Origin of the sequence: Anabaena catenula FACHB-362 (genome assembly GCF_014698735.1) — a bacterium.
Classification (GTDB): Bacteria; Cyanobacteriota; Cyanobacteriia; order Cyanobacteriales; family Nostocaceae; genus Anabaena; species Anabaena variabilis_A.
The window spans coordinates 35,054-57,540 of sequence record NZ_JACJTQ010000013.1 but is presented as its reverse complement, the minus strand read 5'-3'; the positions used below and the strand labels follow the sequence as shown (position 1 = coordinate 57,540).

Annotated in this window: 20 protein-coding genes; 10 read left to right on the top strand and 10 right to left on the bottom strand. The window is 37.8% G+C overall.

Annotation, left to right across the window (positions count from 1 at the left end):
• Nucleotides 1-24: 24 nt before the first annotated feature.
• Nucleotides 25-1,044 (top strand): adenosyl-hopene transferase HpnH, encoded by a 1,020-nt coding sequence (gene hpnH, locus H6G68_RS10710; protein WP_190906638.1) that lies wholly within the window; start codon nucleotides 25-27, stop codon nucleotides 1,042-1,044.
• A gap of 152 nt (nucleotides 1,045-1,196) precedes the next feature.
• Here the strand turns inward: hpnH and H6G68_RS10705 are convergent, their stop codons facing one another.
• The 5 genes from H6G68_RS10705 to H6G68_RS10685 all read right to left on the bottom strand — a co-directional run bounded on the left by H6G68_RS10705 (nucleotide 1,197) and on the right by H6G68_RS10685 (nucleotide 4,978).
• On the bottom strand, nucleotides 1,197-2,240 hold the full coding sequence (locus tag H6G68_RS10705; RefSeq protein ID WP_190906637.1) for a hypothetical protein: 1,044 nt from the start codon (nucleotides 2,238-2,240) through the stop codon (nucleotides 1,197-1,199).
• Nucleotides 2,241-2,244: 4 nt separating this feature from the next.
• Nucleotides 2,245-3,342, bottom strand: a complete 1,098-nt coding sequence (locus H6G68_RS10700; RefSeq protein ID WP_242045220.1) for a ParB N-terminal domain-containing protein — start codon at nucleotides 3,340-3,342, stop codon at nucleotides 2,245-2,247.
• A gap of 78 nt (nucleotides 3,343-3,420) precedes the next feature.
• Nucleotides 3,421-3,663 (bottom strand): hypothetical protein, encoded by a 243-nt coding sequence (locus H6G68_RS10695; RefSeq protein WP_190906636.1) that lies wholly within the window; start codon nucleotides 3,661-3,663, stop codon nucleotides 3,421-3,423.
• Between the two features lie 17 nt (nucleotides 3,664-3,680).
• Nucleotides 3,681-4,157, bottom strand: coding sequence for a GNAT family N-acetyltransferase (locus H6G68_RS10690; RefSeq protein WP_190906635.1), 477 nt, complete (start codon nucleotides 4,155-4,157; stop codon nucleotides 3,681-3,683).
• The gene (locus H6G68_RS10685; protein ID WP_190906634.1) at nucleotides 4,154-4,978 is read right to left on the bottom strand and encodes an FAD-binding domain-containing protein; all 825 of its coding nucleotides are present in this window, start codon (nucleotides 4,976-4,978) and stop codon (nucleotides 4,154-4,156) included. The genes H6G68_RS10690 and H6G68_RS10685 overlap by 4 nt, the downstream gene beginning before the upstream one ends.
• A gap of 141 nt (nucleotides 4,979-5,119) precedes the next feature.
• Between H6G68_RS10685 and H6G68_RS10680 the strand changes: the two genes are divergently transcribed.
• The gene (locus tag H6G68_RS10680) at nucleotides 5,120-7,039 is read left to right on the top strand and encodes a lipoxygenase family protein (RefSeq protein WP_190906633.1); all 1,920 of its coding nucleotides are present in this window, start codon (nucleotides 5,120-5,122) and stop codon (nucleotides 7,037-7,039) included.
• A gap of 311 nt (nucleotides 7,040-7,350) precedes the next feature.
• Nucleotides 7,351-7,875, top strand: a complete 525-nt coding sequence (gene bcp / locus H6G68_RS10675) for a thioredoxin-dependent thiol peroxidase (protein WP_190906632.1) — start codon at nucleotides 7,351-7,353, stop codon at nucleotides 7,873-7,875.
• A 157-nt stretch (nucleotides 7,876-8,032) separates the two neighbouring features.
• Here the strand turns inward: bcp and H6G68_RS10670 are convergent, their stop codons facing one another.
• The gene (locus H6G68_RS10670; protein ID WP_127055840.1) at nucleotides 8,033-8,269 is read right to left on the bottom strand and encodes an SPOR domain-containing protein; all 237 of its coding nucleotides are present in this window, start codon (nucleotides 8,267-8,269) and stop codon (nucleotides 8,033-8,035) included.
• Nucleotides 8,270-8,821: 552 nt separating this feature from the next.
• On the opposite strand from H6G68_RS10670, the gene H6G68_RS10665 reads away from it, so the two are divergent.
• Entirely contained in the window at nucleotides 8,822-9,820 is a 999-nt protein-coding gene (locus H6G68_RS10665; protein ID WP_190906631.1) for a cyanophycin synthetase, read from the top strand.
• Between the two features lie 138 nt (nucleotides 9,821-9,958).
• Here the strand turns inward: H6G68_RS10665 and H6G68_RS10660 are convergent, their stop codons facing one another.
• Nucleotides 9,959-10,309: a hypothetical protein gene (locus H6G68_RS10660; protein ID WP_190906630.1), complete on the bottom strand. Its 351-nt coding sequence runs from the start codon at nucleotides 10,307-10,309 to the stop codon at nucleotides 9,959-9,961.
• A 676-nt stretch (nucleotides 10,310-10,985) separates the two neighbouring features.
• Nucleotides 10,986-11,954, bottom strand: a complete 969-nt coding sequence (glsA, locus tag H6G68_RS10655) for a glutaminase A (RefSeq protein ID WP_190906629.1) — start codon at nucleotides 11,952-11,954, stop codon at nucleotides 10,986-10,988.
• An 811-nt stretch (nucleotides 11,955-12,765) separates the two neighbouring features.
• Between glsA and H6G68_RS10650 the strand changes: the two genes are divergently transcribed.
• Nucleotides 12,766-13,872: a septal ring lytic transglycosylase RlpA family protein gene (locus tag H6G68_RS10650; protein ID WP_190906628.1), complete on the top strand. Its 1,107-nt coding sequence runs from the start codon at nucleotides 12,766-12,768 to the stop codon at nucleotides 13,870-13,872.
• Between the two features lie 129 nt (nucleotides 13,873-14,001).
• The gene (locus H6G68_RS10645; RefSeq protein WP_190906627.1) at nucleotides 14,002-15,693 is read left to right on the top strand and encodes a bifunctional pantoate--beta-alanine ligase/(d)CMP kinase; all 1,692 of its coding nucleotides are present in this window, start codon (nucleotides 14,002-14,004) and stop codon (nucleotides 15,691-15,693) included.
• Nucleotides 15,694-16,135: 442 nt separating this feature from the next.
• Here the strand turns inward: H6G68_RS10645 and H6G68_RS10640 are convergent, their stop codons facing one another.
• Nucleotides 16,136-16,327, bottom strand: coding sequence for a hypothetical protein (locus tag H6G68_RS10640; RefSeq protein ID WP_127055834.1), 192 nt, complete (start codon nucleotides 16,325-16,327; stop codon nucleotides 16,136-16,138).
• Between the two features lie 203 nt (nucleotides 16,328-16,530).
• Here H6G68_RS10640 and sodB point away from each other — a divergent pair, with 203 nt between their 5' ends.
• The 4 genes from sodB to H6G68_RS10620 all read left to right on the top strand — a co-directional run bounded on the left by sodB (nucleotide 16,531) and on the right by H6G68_RS10620 (nucleotide 21,108).
• Entirely contained in the window at nucleotides 16,531-17,130 is a 600-nt protein-coding gene (gene sodB / locus H6G68_RS10635) for a superoxide dismutase [Fe] (protein ID WP_071191799.1), read from the top strand.
• Between the two features lie 381 nt (nucleotides 17,131-17,511).
• Complete coding sequence (locus H6G68_RS10630; protein WP_190906626.1) at nucleotides 17,512-19,242, top strand: asparagine synthetase B family protein; 1,731 nt, start codon at nucleotides 17,512-17,514, stop codon at nucleotides 19,240-19,242.
• A 4-nt stretch (nucleotides 19,243-19,246) separates the two neighbouring features.
• Entirely contained in the window at nucleotides 19,247-20,506 is a 1,260-nt protein-coding gene (locus H6G68_RS10625) for an AAA family ATPase (RefSeq protein ID WP_190906625.1), read from the top strand.
• A 17-nt stretch (nucleotides 20,507-20,523) separates the two neighbouring features.
• Nucleotides 20,524-21,108 carry a hypothetical protein gene (locus H6G68_RS10620; RefSeq protein ID WP_190906624.1) on the top strand — a complete coding sequence of 195 codons (585 nt, stop codon included), beginning with the start codon at nucleotides 20,524-20,526 and terminating at the stop codon, nucleotides 21,106-21,108.
• Nucleotides 21,109-21,132: 24 nt separating this feature from the next.
• Here the strand turns inward: H6G68_RS10620 and H6G68_RS10615 are convergent, their stop codons facing one another.
• Nucleotides 21,133-22,437, bottom strand: coding sequence for a toprim domain-containing protein (locus H6G68_RS10615; protein ID WP_190906623.1), 1,305 nt, complete (start codon nucleotides 22,435-22,437; stop codon nucleotides 21,133-21,135).
• Nucleotides 22,438-22,487: the final 50 nt, after the last annotated feature.

The window sequence follows — 22,487 nt, the reverse complement described above, 5'->3', positions numbered from 1 at the left end:
TTATCAACAGAGGAGAATAGTTAAATGGCGATTAATCTACAGCAAGCAATTGATATTGGGAAGTATTTAGTTACGCAGCGTCTATTAGGGCGTAAACGCTTCCCTCTGGTATTAATGTTAGAACCGCTTTTTCGATGCAACTTAGCTTGTACCGGTTGTGGAAAAATCCAACATCCCACAGAAGTACTCAAACAAAACCTTACCCCAGAACAGTGTTTTGCTGCTGTGGAAGAATGCGGCGCACCTGTGGTTTCTATTCCTGGAGGAGAACCCTTATTACATCCGCAAATTGATGAAATTGTTAAAGGTTTAGTTGAACGCAAGAAATATGTTTACTTGTGTACCAATGGTTTGTTATTAGAAAAGAGTCTCCATAAATTTCAACCTTCTCCTTATCTGAGTTTCAGCGTTCACCTCGATGGAATGCGAGAATGGCATGATAAATGTGTAGATAGAAAAGGCGTTTTTGATGTTGCTGTCCAAGCTATTCGTGCTGCTAAAGCTAAAGGTTTTCGTGTCACTACTAACACGACTATTTTTGAAGGTTGCGATATTCAAGAAATGCAGGAGTTTTTCGACTTTCTAGAAACTCTGGGTACTGATGGAATGATGATTTCTCCTGGTTACGGTTACGCATGGGCCCCAGATCAGGATCATTTTCTCCAAAGAGAACAAACTCGTGCTTTATTCCGTGAAATTCTCACACCTTACACATCTGGTAAGAAAAATTGGAATTTTAATCACAATCCCCTATTTTTAGATTTTCTCATTGGTGAGAAAGACTATGAATGCACTCCTTGGGGTAGTCCTAGTTATAGTGTTCTCGGTTGGCAAAAACCTTGCTATCTCTTGAATGAAGGATACTATACAAGCTTCAAACAGTTGTTGGATGAGACTGATTGGAGTAAGTACGGACGCGCTAGTGGTAATCCTAAATGTGCTGATTGCATGGTTCATTGTGGTTATGAACCAACCGCAGCGATGGATGCTATGCAACCGCAAAATATAGTCCGTTCTATGGGGACTGTGTTTGGTAGGGGGTAATTTTAAGATTGTCTGAATCAGGATGAGCAGGATTAAAGGATGTACAGGATAAAATAATAGTTGAATCACATTTTATCCTGTTTATCCTCAAATCCAGTAAATCCTGATTCAGAAGATGAAAAGTTTCTGATTTCTTTAAATTTTATGCGATATCAAGTTAATAAGTCTTGATTGGCTTTATAAAGTTCTTGAACTATTGTTAGCATATCAAATATTAAAAGATTCCAATCATCAATTGATTTGGGTAATAAATCATTCTTTTGATTTGGACGCAAATGAACGATTTGATTTCTAAGCTTATATAAATAAGATCCAGAATTAATATTGTGTTTTTTGGCATATTGGTAATTTATACTTATTGATCCGAGTAGCTTATTTAAGGAATCTTCTAATTTAGGTTCTAATTTTGTAGTTTCATAAAAATCACTATAAAAATTCTGGAGAGATTTACCTGTCAATGCCAATTGATCATAAAAAGCCTTTAAAAAATAGAGTGGCTGTAATGCTTCTATGCACCTGTACAAATCCAAATAAGCAAATTTAAAATCAGAAGCTACATAACTCGCTAAAATATTTTCAAAAGGAATATATTTATTCCCATTTTCAAAGGTATTTTTAAACTCTTGCAACACTTCTGTACTATATGGTAGCAAACAATAACTATTGCTTTCGGTTAAAGCAATGCCTGTAATTTGATTTAATTCTTCTTTTTGAGTAAATCTGTCAATTATTTTATATAAAGCAATTCTTGGAAAGAAATCTTTTAGCGTATATCCATTAATTTCTTCCTCAATATTAACTGATTTAAATTCTTCTCCATTTCTAGTTTTCTCAGTTTTCCATTCGTTGTCCAAAATTTCTTCTAATATTGATATGTCAGCATCTTTTTTAATAGATAAGTCTAATTCGTCAATAATGACTACCCAAGCACCTGAATTAAGAGTTTCTTCTTGCAAAAAACTTGGAAATTGAGATGAAAATCCCCGATTGACTAATACCAAATAATGAGAATTTTGACAAGTTAGCCACGCACTATAAAAATCAGGAAATAAACGTATTTTATTGTCAATTTTTAGATGTGTTAACCAATCTTCAGAAGTATCATCACCATAAATGCTATAATTTCCTTCTGTATTAATGAGAGCTTTAATTTTTCTTACGACTCTTTTGATTGATTCTGTAATATTTCTGCTCATAGTTTTAGTACATTTTATTCCAGCAAACAGCAAAAGAGTTGATTTCAGGTTCAGAAAAAATCACTTTAAATCCATCCAAAAAAGCCTGTCCGTGTTTATCTTTAGGCAGAAACCGGATCTTTTCTGTCAAAATATCCAAAGCTAGAAAGTAAAAATTTTCCTGGATATTCTGAGATTTAATCTTATCTCGTACTTTATTTAATTTAATAATTAAATCTTGAAAATTATGTTCTACTTTTTCATGTTCTTTTTCCATATTACTTCCCAATAAACCAAATATTTTTTCTGCACAAGCTACCATAAAACTAACTCTTACATTTTGATTAGTGAAAACATAGCGATCTTCAATTTCTGAAAGTAGCTGATCAATTTCAATCATGATTGTAAAAACTTCTTCAAATTTATAAATTGTGCGTCCTGATTTTTCTCTAATTAAACTCATGATGTCTAAAGCAGCATGATATTCAGCTAATTGTTGCTTTTTATCAATTCTAAGTTTTCTGGAAGTAAATGCTAAAAATAGTTCCACAATTTCCGACTGTTTATATAAATTTCTGGCAATCAAATTATCTAAATGAGGAATGTCATATCTCCATTTCTTGAGAATTGGTTTAAAAACTACCTCCAATTGTTTATCAAGTCCCCAAGGAATTTGACCAGAATTAAGTATTAGCATTCTATATAATAAAGCTGATTCATCTTGAGTAAACCAAAATTCAACACGAATATTATGATAAAGATACATAGCATCTTCTAAGGCTTGTATTCTTTGCATACCATCTAAAATGCTAATCTTTTCTTGATTTTCAATCAACCTAAAAAAATTATCTTCATTTATTATTTCTGTGTCACAAATAATTCCTAATACAATAGGAGGTAGTATTCCCCCTTTTCGCAAATCTTCGACCATTTGATTACGAATAATTTTCGCAGACCTGCTTTGCAAAACTTCTCTCTGCTCATCAAGGTTGCCTTTTTCTTCATGAATAGGTTTAACAAATTCTAGAAAATCAGGGATGCTAACTACTGTAAGCACAGAGTAGCAATTAAGATTTGTATCTTCTTGAATATCAATTATTTTGAATTTCATAGATAGATCCATATTTTGTGGTACTCAAATTATATCTTACCAGTTTCCTGATTGAGTAAAGCTAAAATAGCAGAAGCATCGACAACAACTTCACTCACTTAAACTCTCCAATCGTCTTTCCTGAATTAACTCTTCAGAAAGGTTTCTACTAGCAGGAATATATTTTCTAAAAAGAGCCTGAGCATTTTGCACAGAAGTCTGGATGCTATCCTGAATTGGTTTATCTTCTATTACAAGCACAGCATCATATTCCCCCACTGGCATATCTACAGGAGAATTAACTAATAACTTACCATCGCCTGTTATGGTTACTTTTATTCCTAATGCTCTCATAAAACCTCTAACCTTTTTCACCCTTCATTTAAATTCATCATCATCTCGTAAGTCGCTACATTAAATCCATTAGCTTCAAATAGCTTCTTAGCAAATTCGTTTTGTGCAGCCACTTGAAGTATCAATATTCGTGAACCTAACTTCTTTGCCGCATCTATTGAAGCATCTAACAGCAATTTTCCTGCTCCCATTCCCCGCACCGATTCATCAATGTAAATATCATGAAGCCATGCTGATTCAGGGGCAATATCAACCAAACTGCTTTCTTCTAACCTTGTAAATGAGTAACCAACAATTTCATTTTCTGCTTCCAGAACTAACACAACTGCTTTTGGGTTGACAATCTCTGCTGCAAAAAAATCAAAAAGCTGTTCTTGATGATTTTCAAATTCAACAAACCTTAAAGGATTGAAATTTTTATGTTGATGAACAAGTTTAAGTGCGTACTTTAGCACACATTGATGATCATTTATGGTTGCTTGTCTAATTATCATTTCTGCCAAGTTCGACTATTTGCTTGTTTACTAAATTGCCCTTTCGGAAAAAGTCGCTGTTCTAATTCTTCATAACTGCCTTCAAAATCACATTTTCCATAAAGTGGACATTGACGACAATAAACGCCTTTAGTGTAACGTTCTAAATTCTCGCGGTTGAAGAAATAGGGTTTGTGGCTAAATGTACTTGCTACCCACTGCCATGACATATTATTACTGGCTGGATCACCATCAAGCAAGTGCTGTAAAAACCATTTTGCACCAGCTTGCCATTGAATACGTCGCCAATGGACAATATAAGCGGCTAACCACATTCTGATGTGATTGTGCAGGTAGCCAGTTTCCTGTAACTCTCGGCTAAAGCTGTCAATGCAAACGCTACCAGTAGTTCCTGTTGTAATATCTTGGGGTAAGGCTGCTGCATAGTCTGCTAATTTGTAGCCAGTTTTGTATTCTTCTTGATTTTGCCAAATACCGTTTCCTAGTTTGATGTATAGCCTTTGCCAATAATCACGCCAAGCTAATTCGGTAATTAGTTTAGTTGCTTCGTCGGAATTCTGGACTTTATCAAGAATGTAATCTCTAATTTCTCGCAAACTCAAAACGCCATAACGAATATAAGGTGATAGTCTTGTGACTGCACCCGTTAAAAAATTACGTGTTTTAGCGTATGATACTGGGTCTATTTTATGTAATATTTGTTTGGCGGCTTTCCGTCCCCCCACAGTGATGCTGATGTGATCATCTCGCTCTGCGGCTTGGGGAAATTGTTCGCGCAGATACGCTACTAATTCTTCACGACTGGTAAAATCACGTAACATAAATTTATTGGTTTAGACTTAATTGTAGTGCCAATCTCGATTAGCAAGCGTTTAGATGGTAATACCCATTTTAAACATGATTGCCTCAAGTGGAACGTCCCTAGCATTATTTACAATCTAAAATCTAAATAGGAGTAAATTATGACAAAATACACATCTTTAAAGGAACAACAAGGTTACTATCGCTATCATCCCTATGGCTTAGAACAAAAGGGTTCTGCACGGTTATTTCCCTACACTGGTGAAGATGGTACTGTGCGCTACGTCTTGACTAAGATTTATCAAAATCTTCTCCAACAGGGAAAACTCTCAGAACCTTGGAGTTTGTTGCTGACAGAGGTAGAGAAAAAAGTTAGCAAGTTAGAGGAAGATTGGTTAAATATATCAACTTTGTTAGTAGACTGCGAAGTTTTTCAGTCGGGATGGTTTAATTTTAATCTACCACCAAATGAACAATTTAATAGTAGTTATATCCGCGAAAGAAAGAAGTTATTACAAACGATAATGGCTGTAAATAAAGCAGTCGCAACTGTAGATAAAAATCTACCTACACTCACAAGAAATGAGCAGCAAAGAAAGTTATTTTTTCAAGCTTTAGCAAAGGATGGTATTAATCCTCCCATTGTGAGTATAATTCATCAACGGGATGGGGGTTTAAGCGATAAGGAATTTGTCCGGCAAAGAGTAGCTGGTGCAAATCCTACAGTATTGCGACGAGTGCAAGCAATTGATCAAGGTTTTCTGCAAGCTTTGGCTACTCAACCTTACAAGTTAGTTAATAACGGGGCGATAGATTTAATCAAGTCTGCAAGTGAAAACCGTTTATTTATTGCTGACTATCCACTATTAAGAGATTTGAAAGTTACGGATTTACAACCTGGTAAATATGTAGGTAGTCCAGTAGCTTTATTTCACCACACAGATAAGGGTTTAGAACCGGTACTCATTGAAGTTGAAAAAGGCAGAGTTGTGACTCCAGGAATTACTGGACAAGCAGCAGATGATTGGGAAAGAGCAAAATTATACTTTCAAACTGCGGATGCCACTCATCACGAATTGATTGCCCATTTGAGTTATACTCATTTAGCCATGGAAGCTTTGGCTATTGCTACTCCCAGACAATTACCAAGTAATCACCCAGTTTATCAGCTTTTATCTCCCCATTTTAAGTTTTTAATTGCTATCAATAACCGAGATAATACTATCTTCTTTGCAAAAGGTGCAGCAATTGATAGTTTGATGGCTCCAACTGTGGAAAGTTCCTCAAGGTTGATCAATAAGGCTTATCGAGAAAAGTCATTTTGGTATTATTCCCTGTTGAATGATATTGAAGTACGGGGAATTGAACCGCAATTATTGCCAGATTTCCCTTACAGGGACGATGCTTTGTTATTATGGGAAGCGATCGCTAAATATACAACACGCTATTTACAACGCTACTACCCAGACGACAAAGCCGTACAGCAAGACCCCTATTTACAAGCTTGGGCTGATGAATTAAGCGCACCTTTAAACACCCGTCCCAAATCAGATTTCCCCCAAGTACCTGCATGGTTTCCCAAAGAATTGGTAGCAGAATCAGGAATTGAACCCCAAGAACTACCTTCCTATCCCCGCGTACCTGGGTTTACAAAAATTGGGAGTTTGCAACAATTAATAGATATTGCAACTATCACCATCTTTACCTGTGGACCCCAACACGCAGCCGTCAACTTCAGTCAATACGATTACTTTGGTTATGTTCCTAACGCACCCTTAGCAAACTATAGCCGACCAGATACACCAGCCAGTTTAGAAGAATTTCTCCCCTCAACAGATAAAGATTTACAGCAAATGCGATTAACTTCTGCATTGAGTGGAATTTATTGGGGTAACTTGGGAAGTTCTGATTTAATTCAGTTTGCAGATAAAATTGATAGACAAATTCTCGCTCAATTTCAAAATGATTTGTTGGAAATTGAAAACAAAATCAAAGCCCGAAATCAGCAACGGTTAACAGACAGCGGTGTTGAATATCCCTATCTTTTACCTTCTCGCATCCCCAATAGTATTAATATTTAAACATAGGAGTTGAAGAAGGAGTCAGGAGTCAGTAGCCAGGAGCGGAGCCGGAGACGCTCCGCCTCCGGTCAGAATCAATCAGTCGAGGATTGGAACCTGCGACTGATTAAAGACCACCAAATCGTAGATTTGGTGGGGGTCTTAAACCCGGTTATTCATCCGCCACTCGCACAGAATACCCTACTGAATTCTGACTCCTGACTCCTGAATTCTGTTCGATAAAAAACTACCGCAGATAGAGGCTGACATGGTAATGTATCTGCGGTTAAAAAATTTAAATCCTGATTTTTGCAACTCATCTAAATCCCATCATGACCGAAATTCCCCAAACTGGACAACCAGCACCAGACTTCACCACTCCAGATCAAAACGACAAACCAGTTAGCCTTGCTGACTTCAGTGAATGGATAGTCCTTTATTTCTACCCCAAAGACGATACTCCAGGATGCACCACAGAAGCAAAAGACTTCACCGATTTATCTCCACAATTCACTACACTGGGAGCTAAAGTCATCGGTGTCAGTCCAGATTCTGGTAAAGCACATTGCAAATTCATCGACAAACATCAATTATCAATTACCCTATTAAGTGACCCAGAACATCAATTAATAGAAGCCTATGGTGCTTGGAGATTAAAGAAGTTTATGGGTAAAGAATATATGGGTGTGGCTCGGTCAACTTTTTTGATTTCACCTGATAAAACCATCGCCTATGCTTGGCCAAATGTCAAAACTAAAGGTCATGCTCAAGCAGTGTTAACAAAATTGCAGGAATTAGCAGCTATAGCAGGAGTCAGGAGTCAGGAGTCAGGAGTCAGGAGTAAAACCCTCTTGTAGTGGGAGTTTCATTATCAATTGATGTCCTAACTACCCTGTCCACGGCTATATTTAAGAGGATGTTTGTTAAGTATCAGGTTTGAGGTTTTGATACATCAATGATCACTTTGAAAACATCCTCTCAATTAACTCAACTGCGATCGCCTAGCCTCAAAGCCTAAATCACCACTTCTTCCTGCTGACAATCAAAGACAAGCTCAAAAGAAGCATTCGGTGTCAGCTGGCGTAAGTGTTGCATATAACCATCAGCGTTGGAACGGCTGCGGAATCGCCCGACAATCACCCGTTCCTGATTTGCAACCACACGAGCGATCGCCCAACCATTCAGGCGATTTCTGTAAGCAAGTGCTTGAGTTTCTGACTTTGTATCTTTGTAATCAGTATTTTGTGGCATGATTATATTAACCGTATGAAATTCAGTGAACAGCGTTAGTGTGTCTCTTCGGGGGGATACACTAGCGCCTTTAATTGATGATGCCACCTTGTTATTACATAATTTTTGAATTGTCAATACTTAGTGTGACAAAATAGCTTCTACTCAGCAGCAAAACTGAGGTGAATAGAGTTTACGCAGTTTTCAAGATACACAAACCAAGTCTAATGTACTAATCTAAGTTACTAATACCGCCCGGAATAAAAAATTAAAAATTAAAAATTAAAAATTAAAAAAAGCTTTTGACCTAGGTGTTAGGTTTAATTTGTAGCTTGCTTCCCCGTAAAGGTATGGTAGCTTTATTTGCGCCGGGATGTACTAGTTAACTAGTTGAGGCTGGTAATTTGTAATTGATAAAATTATTACTTGTTGCCTTTTCCCAGTTACGAGCCACCAAAAGAGCAACTTACGTTAGTACAATATTACCCATACAGTGCTGAATGTGATTATTACTTTTTTACTCAGCACTGTTTTGGTAAAATGATTGCGTACTTAGAATATTGGTAAATAAAAATGCCATTAATCACATCAATACTGCAAAAAGTAGCATCTCAAATAGGGGCAGTAATCTTAGTAGAACCAGAATATGAATTAGTCGGACATATTACCTTTAAAAATGGTAAAAAATCTTGTTTTAGTAGTACTAAATTAAATATTAATGGCTTTGGTTCAGCATATCTAGCTAAAGATAAAGCTTACTCCAACTTTTTTCTCAATAAATTTGGATATAAAGTTCCAGAGGGAAAAACCTTTTTCAATGCTCAAATATGTAATAAAATATCTAACCCCAGAAATATTGATGATGGATTTAATTATGCAAAAGAACTGGGATTTCCACTAATTGTCAAACCGCTAAATCTCAGTCAGGGAATATTAGTAGCTAAGGTTCACAATCAGACAGAATACTATGAAGTTGCCGAAAAAATATTGCAGATCAACTCAGGATTAATTGTTGAGAAGTTCTATAGTGGTAACGATTATAGAATCGTAGTCTTGGATAACGAAGTTATAGCAGCTTATCAAAGGATTCCTTTATTTATAACTGGAGACGGCAAATCAAATATCTTAGAACTCATGCAGCAGAAGCAAGAGCAGTTTATAAAAAATGGTAGAAAAACAATTATTCACTTTGATGATTTCCGAATTGATAAAAAACTACAAAAGCAGAATCTAAGTTTCAGTAGAGTTATTCCTAAAGATACTATTGTTTATCTTCTCGATAATGCGAATTTATCAAGTGGAGGTGAAGCCATAGATTTAACTGAAAGCATCCATCCTGATTTTCAAAAATTAGCCGTCAATATTACAAAAGATATAGGACTAAGATTAGCAGGTGTAGATGTAATTACCAGCGACATTACAAAGCCGATGGTAGATTATACCCTGCTGGAAGTAAATGGCTCTCCTAGCTTATCTCACTATGCTGCCAGTGGTGAAATCCAAACTAAGAGAGTAGAAGATTTATATTTGAAAGTTCTCAAAGCCTTAGAAAGCGAAACCATTATCGAGTAGTACTGATAAGCTGTCGCACCTGCAAATTGCTCATGATTTTGGTCAGCGCAGCCATAATTTTAGGCAAAACTTGCAAATCCTCTGCTGTCTCAATGTGCAGAAAATAAATAACAACAGCTGATCAGGCAAAATGTGAGGTTACCAATTTTTACCTAGTAGTGATTCAAATTCAGCTTGCAAAGCTTGTATTTCTGCCACTCTTGCTACTACTAAATTATCTCTTCCGGCATCTTGTAACCTGGATTTCCAATATTGAATACTCTCCGAGTTGTTCAACCAAAATTGAATTACCGTATCTACAACTGGATCTAGATTCCAATTTAACTTTGGTAAAACAGATTCCACAGATTCTAGAAACCCATCGAGTGTACAAGTATGGGTTCCCAGATATTCCACACCAGGCGGCTGAGGTTTTTGCCAACTCTGCTGTTGGTGATTAAAAAAGTACAAAACTGGAGATACTCCTACAATATCGAAACTAAATTTCATTCCAGTCCTCCCTATCTATTTAATCAATTCCAAATCAACCTGATGTTTTGGCAAATTATGGTCGAAAAAATAGTCAACTCCAGCTAGAAAAAGTAGAATGTTTGCCTAGTCCATAGGTTGAAAAAGTTAGTCGAGAATTAGCACTTGTTAGCCGAGAGTGCTAATTTTTATTCAGTTGTTTAATGTCTTATTAAAGAGTTTCCAGCATTAATTAAGGAATACTGATTATTTTTAATAACTTCTTAATTATTGCTGCCACTAAATAGGTGGGCGTAAATAATTATCGTTGTGACAAGACAGGGGAGCAGGGAGCAGGGAGAAAAGGGTTTTAACCTTATTTACTTTTATCGAACAGAATTCAGGAGTCAGGAGTCAGAATACCCTTTCAGGGAAGCAAGCTACAGAATGAATGCTGTGCGAGTGGCGGATGAATAACCGGGTTTTAGACCCCCACTAAATCGTAGATTTGGTGGTCTACCCTTCGGGAACGCCAACGGCGAACAATCAGTTGCGGATCCCAATCCCCGACTGATTGATTCTGACCGGAGGCGGAGCGTCTCCGGCTCCGCTCCTGGCTACTGACTCCTGACTCCTTCTTCAATCACACATTTTGGTGATCTCACGCTCACCTACTTAATGAGGTGAATTATCAGTAGTTGGAGAAAATTAAACAAAATTAAATTCCTTCCTGACGCGAACAATCAAACAGATGTAAACCCAACCGTTGAGACAGTTGCTCACATACCTTCACCCCGCGCACACTGTTACCCCGAACATCTAGCAGAGGTGAAAACACTCCAATCCCCATTTGGTTGGGAACAACGGCAATAATTCCCCCACAAACGCCGCTTTTTGCCGGAATTCCTACATTGTAAGCCCATTCACCCGCAAAGTTATACATCCCGCAGGTGTACATCACGCTCAATATATCTTTGATATAACGGTTATCTACCGCTTTTTCCTTCGTAATTGGGTTAATACCTTTATTGGCGAGAGTTGCAGCCATCACTGCCAAGTCTCGACAATTAACCATGACAGAACATTGTTGAAAATATAAATCCAAGGCTTCCTCAATATTTTGGTCAATCATGCCAAAATTTAGCATCAGGTGCGCTGTAGCGCGGTTGCGATGTCCCGTACTGCGTTCTGAGGTAAACACAGAAATATCCACAAATACATCCCGCCCAATATAGCGCCGATACATATCTAGCAATCGATTTAGGCGTTCAGTTGGACCAGAACCCTTGATTAAACTGGTGGTAGCTATAGCCCCGGCGTTCACCATAGGATTATAAGGTCGCTTTGATTGCTCATCCAGGATAATTGCATTAAATGCTTCTCCTGTCGGTTCCACCCCCACCCTAGTCAAAATATAATCCCGTCCATGATCTTCTAGCGCCTGTCCATAGACAAACACCTTAGAAATCGACTGAATAGTAAATAGTTGTTGATAATCACCGACTTCATAAATCTGGCCATCTACAGTAGCAATGCAGATACTAAACAAGTTGGGATTGACTTTTGCCAGTTCGGGAATGTAGTTAGCTACCACACCTTCTTCCAGAGATTTGTACTGAGAATGCAAATCTTTGAGAACTTCTGGAAATGATGATGGAACTATTTCTAAATCTTCTGGGTTTCCCATGAGGCTAATAGCTATTTATTAAGCGTTAAATTGGATTTACTAGGTTGGGTATGCAAGAGTCAGAGTGATTTTTGCTACAGTTTAAACTTGTCTCCACAAACTCACCCCCTTTTTTCATTGTCTCATTATTACTTTTTTTTGGGTGAGTAAAATACTTACTGGAGTAGTAACTGATTTTTTCTGCGTATATTTTTCTGAAAAATTTTATTTAATTTATACTAGTTTTTCTAAAAACTTTTAGGTGCATAATACTAAATTTTTTGTATTATATGTATCTTTGTTTTTGCTAATTTTTAATCTGTCGAATAGGTAATTATTAGTTTTTAAGACTAGCTAAATCATACTTTTCTCTAGTTTTAAGCAAATAAACTATGTAAGTAGTTAGCATGATTTTTTTAATTTAAAGACAGGAATTTTGACAAAAATAAAATTTTCTATTCGGTTAAATATGTTACAAAAATAGCGACAAGGGCTATCAACAGATTCAAGATCCTACTTGCTTCATTGAGGAACAACCTAATATTAACTTTTCATAAGAAATTATTGACGATCAGAAAAAAAAGGTTACACAGCCAAAATCCGCAGTTGAACAAGGTTCTGCCCTAGAAACCAGAATTTAAATTTGGCTAAATGACCAAAACCTACGCTAAATCCCTGATCCCCAAGCCAAAAGGTTCATGTTAATGTGTTGCAGTTATAAACAAAAAGTGAAATCGGAACGAGTTCGAGTTTTAGGGAGTATCACTATCACTGGTGAAAAACCAACGAAATTATAAGACTTAAGTTCTACAGTCGCTTTAAAATCGGACGCATGAATCAAAGACATTTGTGGACTATTGTCGCCCTGTTTCTGGCTGTTTTGGGTGTACCCTCAGTCGGTCGTACTCAAACCATCAAGGGAACCTCTCCAGCGAACCAAGCATTACCGACAGGTGATGCAGTGAAAGTAGGAGAGTACCAATCCTCTACCCAGAAACCTACTTCTAATACTGTGAATGCAGAAATTCATCCTCACAGCATTGGAGACCGTCAGGCGGCAACCCTTTACATCAAGAATATTCCCGTTCTCACCTTTTTGAGTTCTGCCCCAGTTGCTAGTACGGAAACAAAAATCGGCGCAATTGGAAATAGTGAGGGACTAAAATATTCTGAATATTCAGCCCTTGTCTCTACTAACTCCAAAAAGGTCGCTAGTTTTGGGAATGCGATAGATGTGAGCAACCAAATTAGCTCCATTGACAATGACCCGGTAAAAAGAGCTAGTGTAGTAGCTTCTAGAATCAACCAACTGATTCAGGAGAACGTGGACGCGAGTCAAATTACCGTAAGTTGGAAAACAGAAAACCAATCTCCAGTCAATAATAAAGCCCAAAACAAAAGCGACTCTGTTCAACAGCCAGATCGTTACTCCATCAAAGTAAATGATCAAGAATTGGTAGAAATTAATCAAGGCATCCAATTAGCAGACAGCACCAAGAATCTAGCTCAGGATGCTTTACAAGCGACCAATCGCCTACGCAGACTCATAGGCAATGCATCTCCCATCAATGAGATTGCTAACTTACCAGTAACGCCAGTATCCCTACAAAAGCTACCACAACAGATTGCCATTGGGGGATTAAAAATCAACTTCAAGGGCATAGCTTCTTGGTACGGCTATGATTGGTCTGGTAATAAAACTGCCAGTGGTGAAAGATTTAATCCCGAAGCATTCACAGCTGCCCATCGCAGTTTACCCATGGGTACAAAAGTTCGTGTTACTAACACCCGCAATGGTCGCTCTGTGGTTGTGCGAATTAATGACCGGGGTCCATACATCGGTGGTCGAATTATTGACCTTTCTGCCGGTGCTGCTCGAATTTTAGGCATGATGAGCAGTGGCATTGCTCCAGTGCAAATTGAGGTTCTGGGAAGATAACCAATTTCCTACTCTCTACTCTTTTCTCGCTCTTCACTATTGCTGAATTCCCCTAGTTCATTCATCCCTGACTCCGTTTTCAGATATAAACTAACGGGGGAGAGGATCGAGAATAACTAGGGGTATTTTGTGCGCTTGCTGACAACAGTTGCAGCTTTACGCTGCTATTTAAATCAACGTCGCTGCCTAGCGGCAAGGCTTGCGTCTACAGAAAGCAATCTCACGCTTTCTGAGGAGCTATTATTTGATGATCAGACTACTTGGGAGCAGACAGAAGTCGGGTTGGTGCCAACGATGGGAGGGCTGCATCAAGGTCATCTCAGCCTCATTGAACGAGCGCGACAAGAAAATTCTACGGTGATTGTGAGTATTTTTGTCAATCCCCTGCAATTTGGACCCAATGAGGATTTTCAACGCTATCCCCGAACTTTGGAGCTAGACCGACAACTTTGTGAACAAGCAGGAGTAGATGTGATTTTTGCCCCTACTCCGGAAGAAATTGGAGTACCGCAGAATAGTATACAGGAATCTCAGGTTACACAAGTGATCCCTCCATCTGCTATGATATCAGGCTTGTGTAGTCTTTCTCGGCCAGGACACTTTCAAGGTGTGGCGACGATTGTCACCAAGCTTTTCAACTTGGTACAACCTGATCGAGCCTACTTCGGTCAAAAAGATGGTCAGCAACTGGCAATTATTAAACGGCTAGTGGCTGATTTAAATTTGCCGGTAGAGATTGTTGCTTGTCCAACGGTGCGGGAAGCGTCAGGCTTGGCCTTGAGTTCTCGCAATCAATATTTGACTGCAACGGAAAAAGAGCAAGCTACAGTGTTATTTAAAGGTTTGCGGCAAGCTGAAGCGGCATTTGGTGCTGGCGTTCGTAACAGCAGCGAACTGATAGCATTGGTGCGGCAAGAAATAGCAAAAGTCAGCACTATCTTTGTGGAATATATTGAATTGGTTGAACCGAGTACGTTGATGTTTTTAGAAAAAGTTGAGGAAGAAGGAATGCTGGCGATCGCAGCACGTCTAGGTTCTACACGGTTGATCGACAATACTATTTTGTGCGATGTCTACGACGGGCTACGCCAACGCCAAGCGATCATCGCCATTGATGGCCCTGCTGGTGCTGGTAAATCTACAGTGGCTCGCCAAGTGGCAAACCAGCTAGGTCTAGTGTATTTAGATACGGGAGCTATGTACCGAGCTATCACTTGGCTAGTGCTGAAAAATGGCATTGTTTTAGATGATGAATGTGCGATCGCAGAAGATGCGCGTTGCGCTATCGCTGAATTAGCTAATCAGTGTAAAATTGAACTTACTCCCAGCCCTAACCTCGAATCTCCCGTAGGTGTATGGATTAATGGTACTGATGTTACCCAAGAAATTCGCACAATTGAGGTAACTTCAAAAGTATCTGCGATCGCAGCCCAAAGCGAAGTGCGAAAAGCACTGGTAAAACAACAGCAAAGCTGGGGTAAACGCGGTGGCTTAGTGGCTGAAGGCCGGGACATTGGTACTCATGTGTTCCCCGATGCTGAAGTGAAAATCTTCTTAACCGCTTCTGTTGGTGAACGCGCACGTCGCCGTCTGCAAGACTTTAGAAAACAAGGTCAACCCGAAGTTACTTTAGAGCAGCTGGAACAGGATATTGCTGAACGAGACTTGAAAGATAGCACTCGCAAGGTTTCCCCCTTGAAAAAAGCAGCTGATGCAGTGGAAGTTCAAACTGATGGTTTAAGCGCCTCTGAAGTGGCTGCACAGATTGTTGACTACTATCAAAAGGGTTTACTCACTTCCCACCAGAAGAATAGCGATTAAATCTAGACGCACAGAGAAGGGGACACGGGGACACGGGGACAGAAATTGGACTCCGATTGTAACCCCGCCCAATTTCCAGTGTCTGAATCTTCGATTTAGGGTTTGCTGATAGCGTAGCTTGGCGTAAGCCATAAAAGTTGTTCATTTTGTGGAGTTCTCTTAAAGTCAATTATTGTAAAAACAACATATTAAATAATTCGTAATTCGTAATTCGTAATAGAGCCTACGGTCCCGCTAGGGATACGTAATTAAGTTTGGTGACGCGGATTTAGACCCCGACCCAAAACTTGCCGGTTATTGAACCGGGGAATTTAAACCCAAGGTACTCGGTTAAAAATATTAGAATTAGGGTTTATTCATCTATCCATAGGTAGATTTATAAAGATTTCATTAGCAATAAAAACTCAATTCCATTTGAATAGACGACTCTTTTAATTAACCATTATCTAGAGAGATTGACAGGGTAGATAATTGCTTTATCCAAGGATAATATTTCTATGAAAAAAGAATGGGAACCCAAGGCAGAAAGACGCACAAAGGCGGTGATTGATGTGTAGGATGAATGTATGAAATCGGTATGAGACATATTTTCTGTAAATTGCTCATGGGACTTTGGCGATGAAGTATTAGCCATTTTTATTCATAGTTCTAAATCCATAGAGATTTGGCTTATTGGAAAACTACTTGGTCTGAATGTTCACTTTGGTAGTAAAATAAAATTGTTAAGTTTTATGTCCCGGAATTAAGGATATAAAACAGCTAAACACAAAACCTATAATTTTCTAAGCTTTTGCAATAGCTTTCCCCGGAAAACCGATCAAGAGAGGATTTCACAAAATGGCATTTACACAAGCTCCCCTACCCTTCGACTTTAATGCACTAGAGCCATATGGCATGAAAGGTGAAACTTTCGAGTATCACTATGGTAAGCATCACAAAGCTTATGCAGACAACCTGAATAAGCTCACTGACGGGACAGAACTTGCTGATAAGTCCCTGGAAGAGGTAATTCAAATCTCCTTCAAAGACTCCTCTAAAGTTGGCATCTTTAACAACGCCGCACAAGTTTGGAACCACACCTTTTTCTGGAATTCTTTGAAACCCGCAGGTGGCGGCGCACCTACAGGCGCATTAGCTGCTAAGATTGACCAAGATTTTGGTAGCTTTGACAAATTCAAAGAAGAATTTTCTAACGCGGCTGCAACTCAGTTTGGTAGTGGCTGGGCTTGGTTGATTGATGATGGTGGTACACTTAAGGTAATCAAAACCCCAAACGCAGAAAACCCTTTAGCACATGGCAAAAAGGCACTTCTCACTTTAGATGTTTGGGAACACGCTTACTACATTGATTACAGAAATGCTCGTCCTGCATTCATCAAGAATTTCTTAGATCAATTGGTTAATTGGGAATTTGCTGCTGCAAATTTTGCTGCTTAGTCAACTGCAAACGATAATTAGTTAATTTGCAAGAATTCAGCAGTCATGAGTATGATCGTGACTGCTTTTTCAGTTATCATTTTTTCCCATATTACAGCAGAATTCAGGAGTCAGGAGTCAGGAGTCAGGAGTCAGGAGTCAGGAGTCAGGAGTCAGGAGTCAGGAGTCAGCACTTCGACTACGCTCAGTGACCGGAGGAAGAATTAGAAGGAGGTAAGAATAGTCTCGAATCTGTAAAAGTGATAGGTAAATGAACGGTTTCAACGCCTATTCCTTGCACCTGATTCATCCTTTTCAACCCTGAAAGTGTTAATATATCAAGGTTTTAGGTTTATATGGCTTACGCCACGCTCCGCTATCAGCAAGCCCTATATAGTCTTCATGCTATTTAATTTTTTTAAAAGTCCTAAATCTCCTAATGCTAAGATTCAAGTAACTCCTAGTTGGTGTGTAGCTTATGGAAAATTAGATAATTTAACCAAAGATGTAATTTGGCAAGATCAGCAATTTGCGGTTATTTCTGCACCAGCACAATTTGCACTGAGTCATACAAAAAGATTTGTAGTAGTTGGGGATATTTGGCTAAGTAACCGAGGGGAACTCCTGCAAAAATCGGGAATTGATATTAATGATAATTGCAGTAATCAAGAACTGGTTGCACAACTTTGGGAGAAATACAATTCTGAATGCTTAACTCTATTAGTGGGAATGTTTGGGTTAGTAATTTGGGATTGTGAGCAACAGGTATTATGGTTAGTGCGCGATCGCATTGGTAGCCGCACTTTATATTATACTACCACTGGTCTAACTCGCTGGATTGCCCCAAAATTAAGCACTCTTGCACCCTATCGTTCTCATGATTTAGACTTGGTAGCATTGCGAGATTATTTTTGTTGTGCTTTTGTGCCTGGAGAAAGAACACTTTGGCAAGATGTGCGGGAAATTCGTCCCGGTACATTCATGAAAATGCCAACAGCACAAGTTAAGCATTATTGGCAACTACAAGAACAGATTATAGACACAAATCAACCTTTAGAATGGTATGGTGAAAAACTGCGTTCTTTACTTGAGCAAGTTGTCAAAGAATATTTACCCGAAAATCAACCCGTTGGTGTTTTCTTATCTGGTGGTTTAGATTCTAGCAGCATCACCGCATTAGCAGCACAACTTCATCATGCACCAATTCACACCTACTCAATTCATTTTGGTACAGAAACTGCAAATGAATTAGAATTTTCTAATTTAGTTGCACAACATTGCCAAACTCAACATCACATATTAGAAATCACCTTTCGGGATATGTGGGAACGTCTCCCCGAAACAATGGCTTATTTAGATGATCCTATTGGTGATCCTTTAACAGTACCAAATTTGCTAATAGGAAAAATGGCAAGGGAGAACGTACAGTTTACACTAAATGGAGAAGGTGGAGATCCTTGCTTTGGTGGCCCCAAAAATCAACCGATGTTGATTAATAATATTTATAATATTATCACTAACCAAGATTCTTTACAAGCATATTTAATGGCTTTTCAAAAGTGCGCTTTAGACTTACCGCAACTTTTCAAACCAGAACTTTGGCAAAGTTTAAAAAACGAACCATCTGTATTCGCTGCTGATTTAAATTCCAACGCTAATTATTTAAATAGATTAATGGCATTGAATATTAAATTTAAAGGTGCAGATCAGATATTAACAAAAGTGAACAACTTAACACAAGCGGCAAATTTGCAGGGTTTATCACCGCTTTTTGATCAGCGCGTAGTAGATTTGAGTATGCAAATTCCACCAGAATATAAACTTTCAGGAGTAGAAGAAAAAGCCGTTTTGAAAAAAGCAGTTAGTGATATTTTACCAGAGGAAATTATTCATCGTCCTAAAAGTGGAATGATGGTTCCCGTACAATTGGGATTTAGGAAATATTGGCAACGGGAAGCGAGGAAATTGTTGTTAAATAGAAAAAGTGAAATTTCACCTTATATTAATCAGGATATTTTGCGTAATTGGTTAGATTTCAAAGGAGATATTTGGGGAAGATATGGTGTTAAACTATGGTTATTGGTAAGTTTAGAAATTTGGTTGCAGGTAAATAAATCTACATTAGAGAAGTAGTCAAATGCTAAAAGAACTTCATTTAAGGTCTGTTGGACCATCTCCTCAATTTGATGTTGAATTTGCTGATAGAGTCAACATTTTTACTGGAGATAATGGATTAGGTAAAAGCTTTTTACTGGATGTTGCTTGGTGGGTACTTACAGGAAATTGGGTAGAACAACCCGCTTATCCGCAAAGAAATACAAGTCAATTACCGACAATTATATCCAAGCTTGATATACAAAATAGTGGATTACTTTTTTCCGAAATAGATGTCCAAAGTGAATTTGATTCTTATGAGCATAAATGGCAGAATAAATCGCATTTAGGTGATTTTTTAAAAAGCTTAAAAAGAGTAGTTATTTTTGTTCGCGTTGATGGAGGTTTTTCTGTTTTTGATCCTGTTCGTAACCATAAAAATGCCTATAATTTTAGCCGAGATACACTTTGGAATGGATTAAAGTCAAAGGGAAAGGTTGTTTGTAATGGTCTAATTCAAGATTGGGTAACATGGCAAAATCAACCACAAAAAATGCCATTTCAACTTTTATCTAATGTCATCAAACAACTTGCTCCTCATTCTGATGAGTGGATAGAAATAGGAGAACCAACGCGAGTATCTGTAGATGATGTGCGCGACATTCCTACAATTAATCTTCCTTACGGTAATATTCCCATTACCCAAGGATCAGCAGGAATGAAGCGTATTTTGGGACTTGCTTATTTATTAGTATGGACTTGGTATGAACACGAAAAAGCTTGTGAACTAACCGAGCAAGAACCGATGAATCAAATAGTTTTATTAGTTGATGAAATTGAGTCTCATTTGCATCCTCGCTGGCAAAGAGTCATCTTACCATCAATTTTATCAGTAGTAAATCAGTTAAAACCCAATATAACAATACAAACTTTAGTTACTACTCATTCTCCACTTGTTTTGGCTTCATTAGAACCAATTTTTGATGAAGATAAGGACAAATTATTTTTATTTGAAATGCAAGGAAAAGACGTTGAACTAAATGAAGTTTTCTGGACTAAACAGGGAGATACAGTAGGATGGTTAACTTCGGAAATATTTGGACTAAAACAAGCGCGTTCTCAAGAATCAGAAATAGCTATTGAAGCCGCAGAAGCGTGGATGCGTGATGATGAGATGAATGCTTTTCCTGAACATTTAAGAACACAGTCACAAATTCATCAGGAATTGCAAAGGCTTTTACCAGGACATGATCCATTTTGGCCACGCTGGATAGTCACAGCAGAAAAAAGAAATTCAAGGTGATCAAATTCATAGTCAATATGTTAAAGTTTAATCCTCCCCCAGAACCGCAAGATTTTGATGTAAAAGCACGACAACCAGGTAATAATTGGTTAGCAAAAAATACAGATCCTAAAAAAAGACCAAGAGATTATTGGTCAAATTTCAAAAGCGATTTAGCTGATGGCTTTGGTAATCTTTGTGGTTATAGTGCAATGTATGAACCTGTAGGCACTGTAGACCATTTCCTGTGTTGTGACAATCATCGTCATTTAGCTTATGAATGGAGTAATTATCGTGTTGCTTCTGGTTGGATTAATAGTAGTAAAGGTACTCTTGATAACCAGATTCTTGACCCGTTTGAAGTTGAAGATGATTGGTTTGAAATTTTGTTACCTTCCTTGCAATTAATAATAACTGATGCAGTACCAGCGGAGAAACGCCAAAAGGCTGAATTTACTTTACAAAAATTGCATCTACGGGATGATGAACGAGTCCTTCGTCAGCGTCAAGCATGGTATCAGATGTATCTTGATGGTGACATTACTTTAATAGGATTAGAAAAGAAAGCTCCTCTCATTGCTCGTGCAATTAAAAAACAACAAGCAAATTCTCAGTTAGAATAATTATCAGTAAAACTTACTTTTAAATTATCCAAAACTTTCCACCATATAAATATCATTCCCAGAATCACCAATTAAAATCATACTACTATCATCACCTTCCAAATTAGAACTTCCAGAAATACCACTTTGTAGAACTTGAATTAACCTTTGTGGGGTAAAAGATTCCAATTCCACAAAATTACCAGCATCTAACCAAGCTAATTCTTCAGCAGATAAACTCTGACGAATTTCTTGACTTAATTTTTTAGCTTCTGTTGTTATGGAGGGTGTATTTTGAATAAACATTCCTCGCTTAGTTGCGATAATTTGACGCGGTAATAATCCCACATCAATAATTGTCACATTACTGTCAAGAAACCAACTATCACTACTGCGAAGACGATGGACTAAACTAATGCCTCTGGGAGTACAATCATGTAGTGCATACACCTTTAAATCAGGGTTACGATGCAGCATTTGCATTGTTGTATTGAAAATACTTTGGGGATAACCAGTAATGCTGAGAATTGCACAGTTATTTTCAAAATGGAAATTATTAGCAATTAGTAATTGAGCAATAGTAGAACTATCACAAACCACTAATCTATCAAAACTGTAAGCAGTGACTTCAGGATTGATTGTAGCTGGTGCAATTTCTTGTCGTGGTGAAGGGAGGATTTTGGGAAGTGAACCATTAATTTGTTGCCATCTTTCTAACCAACCTTCTAAATATGATTGAGAAATTAAAAATTCCTGTGGTAATGAATCAACCCTTCCTAATTGTCGAGTTCCTAAAAATATTGAAGACATTCCTAGAATTACGACAATAATAAATAGAATGTAGGAATTAAATACAAACAGACTTGCCAATATTCCAACAACTAAAATCAAGACTCCTAGTCTTTGTAAAGATTTAGCACTTGCCTTCCGACTGGCATTATTTAATTTAGCAGAATTTGTGTTATTAAACAAATAAATAACTATGCAAATTTGATAAATTAAATTTGCAGTTAAAAAAGAATTAGATTCCAGTATTGCGCTTAAGATACCACCAACAAAGCCTGTTACCCAAACATTAAAGAAAATATAAAACCCAGCAAATCCTAATGATTTGAATGATTTATTTCTGAGACGACTATCTAAAAAGTAAAGCAGTTGTTTTGGTGTAAAAAATAAAGTGTTATTAGCTGATATTTCTGCCAATATTTTCGCAAACATGGGATCTGTAATTTTGACATTACCCATACTTGTAGGTTCAAAAGCAAAAGGATGATTACATTTTTGACATCTTCCTTGATTTGCTGTTCTGTCTTTTAAATTATTATCAGTTCCGCAGTTAATACATTTCATATATCAATCCGATTCGATTTGGGATTTATTAGTTGAGACAGGGAATAGGG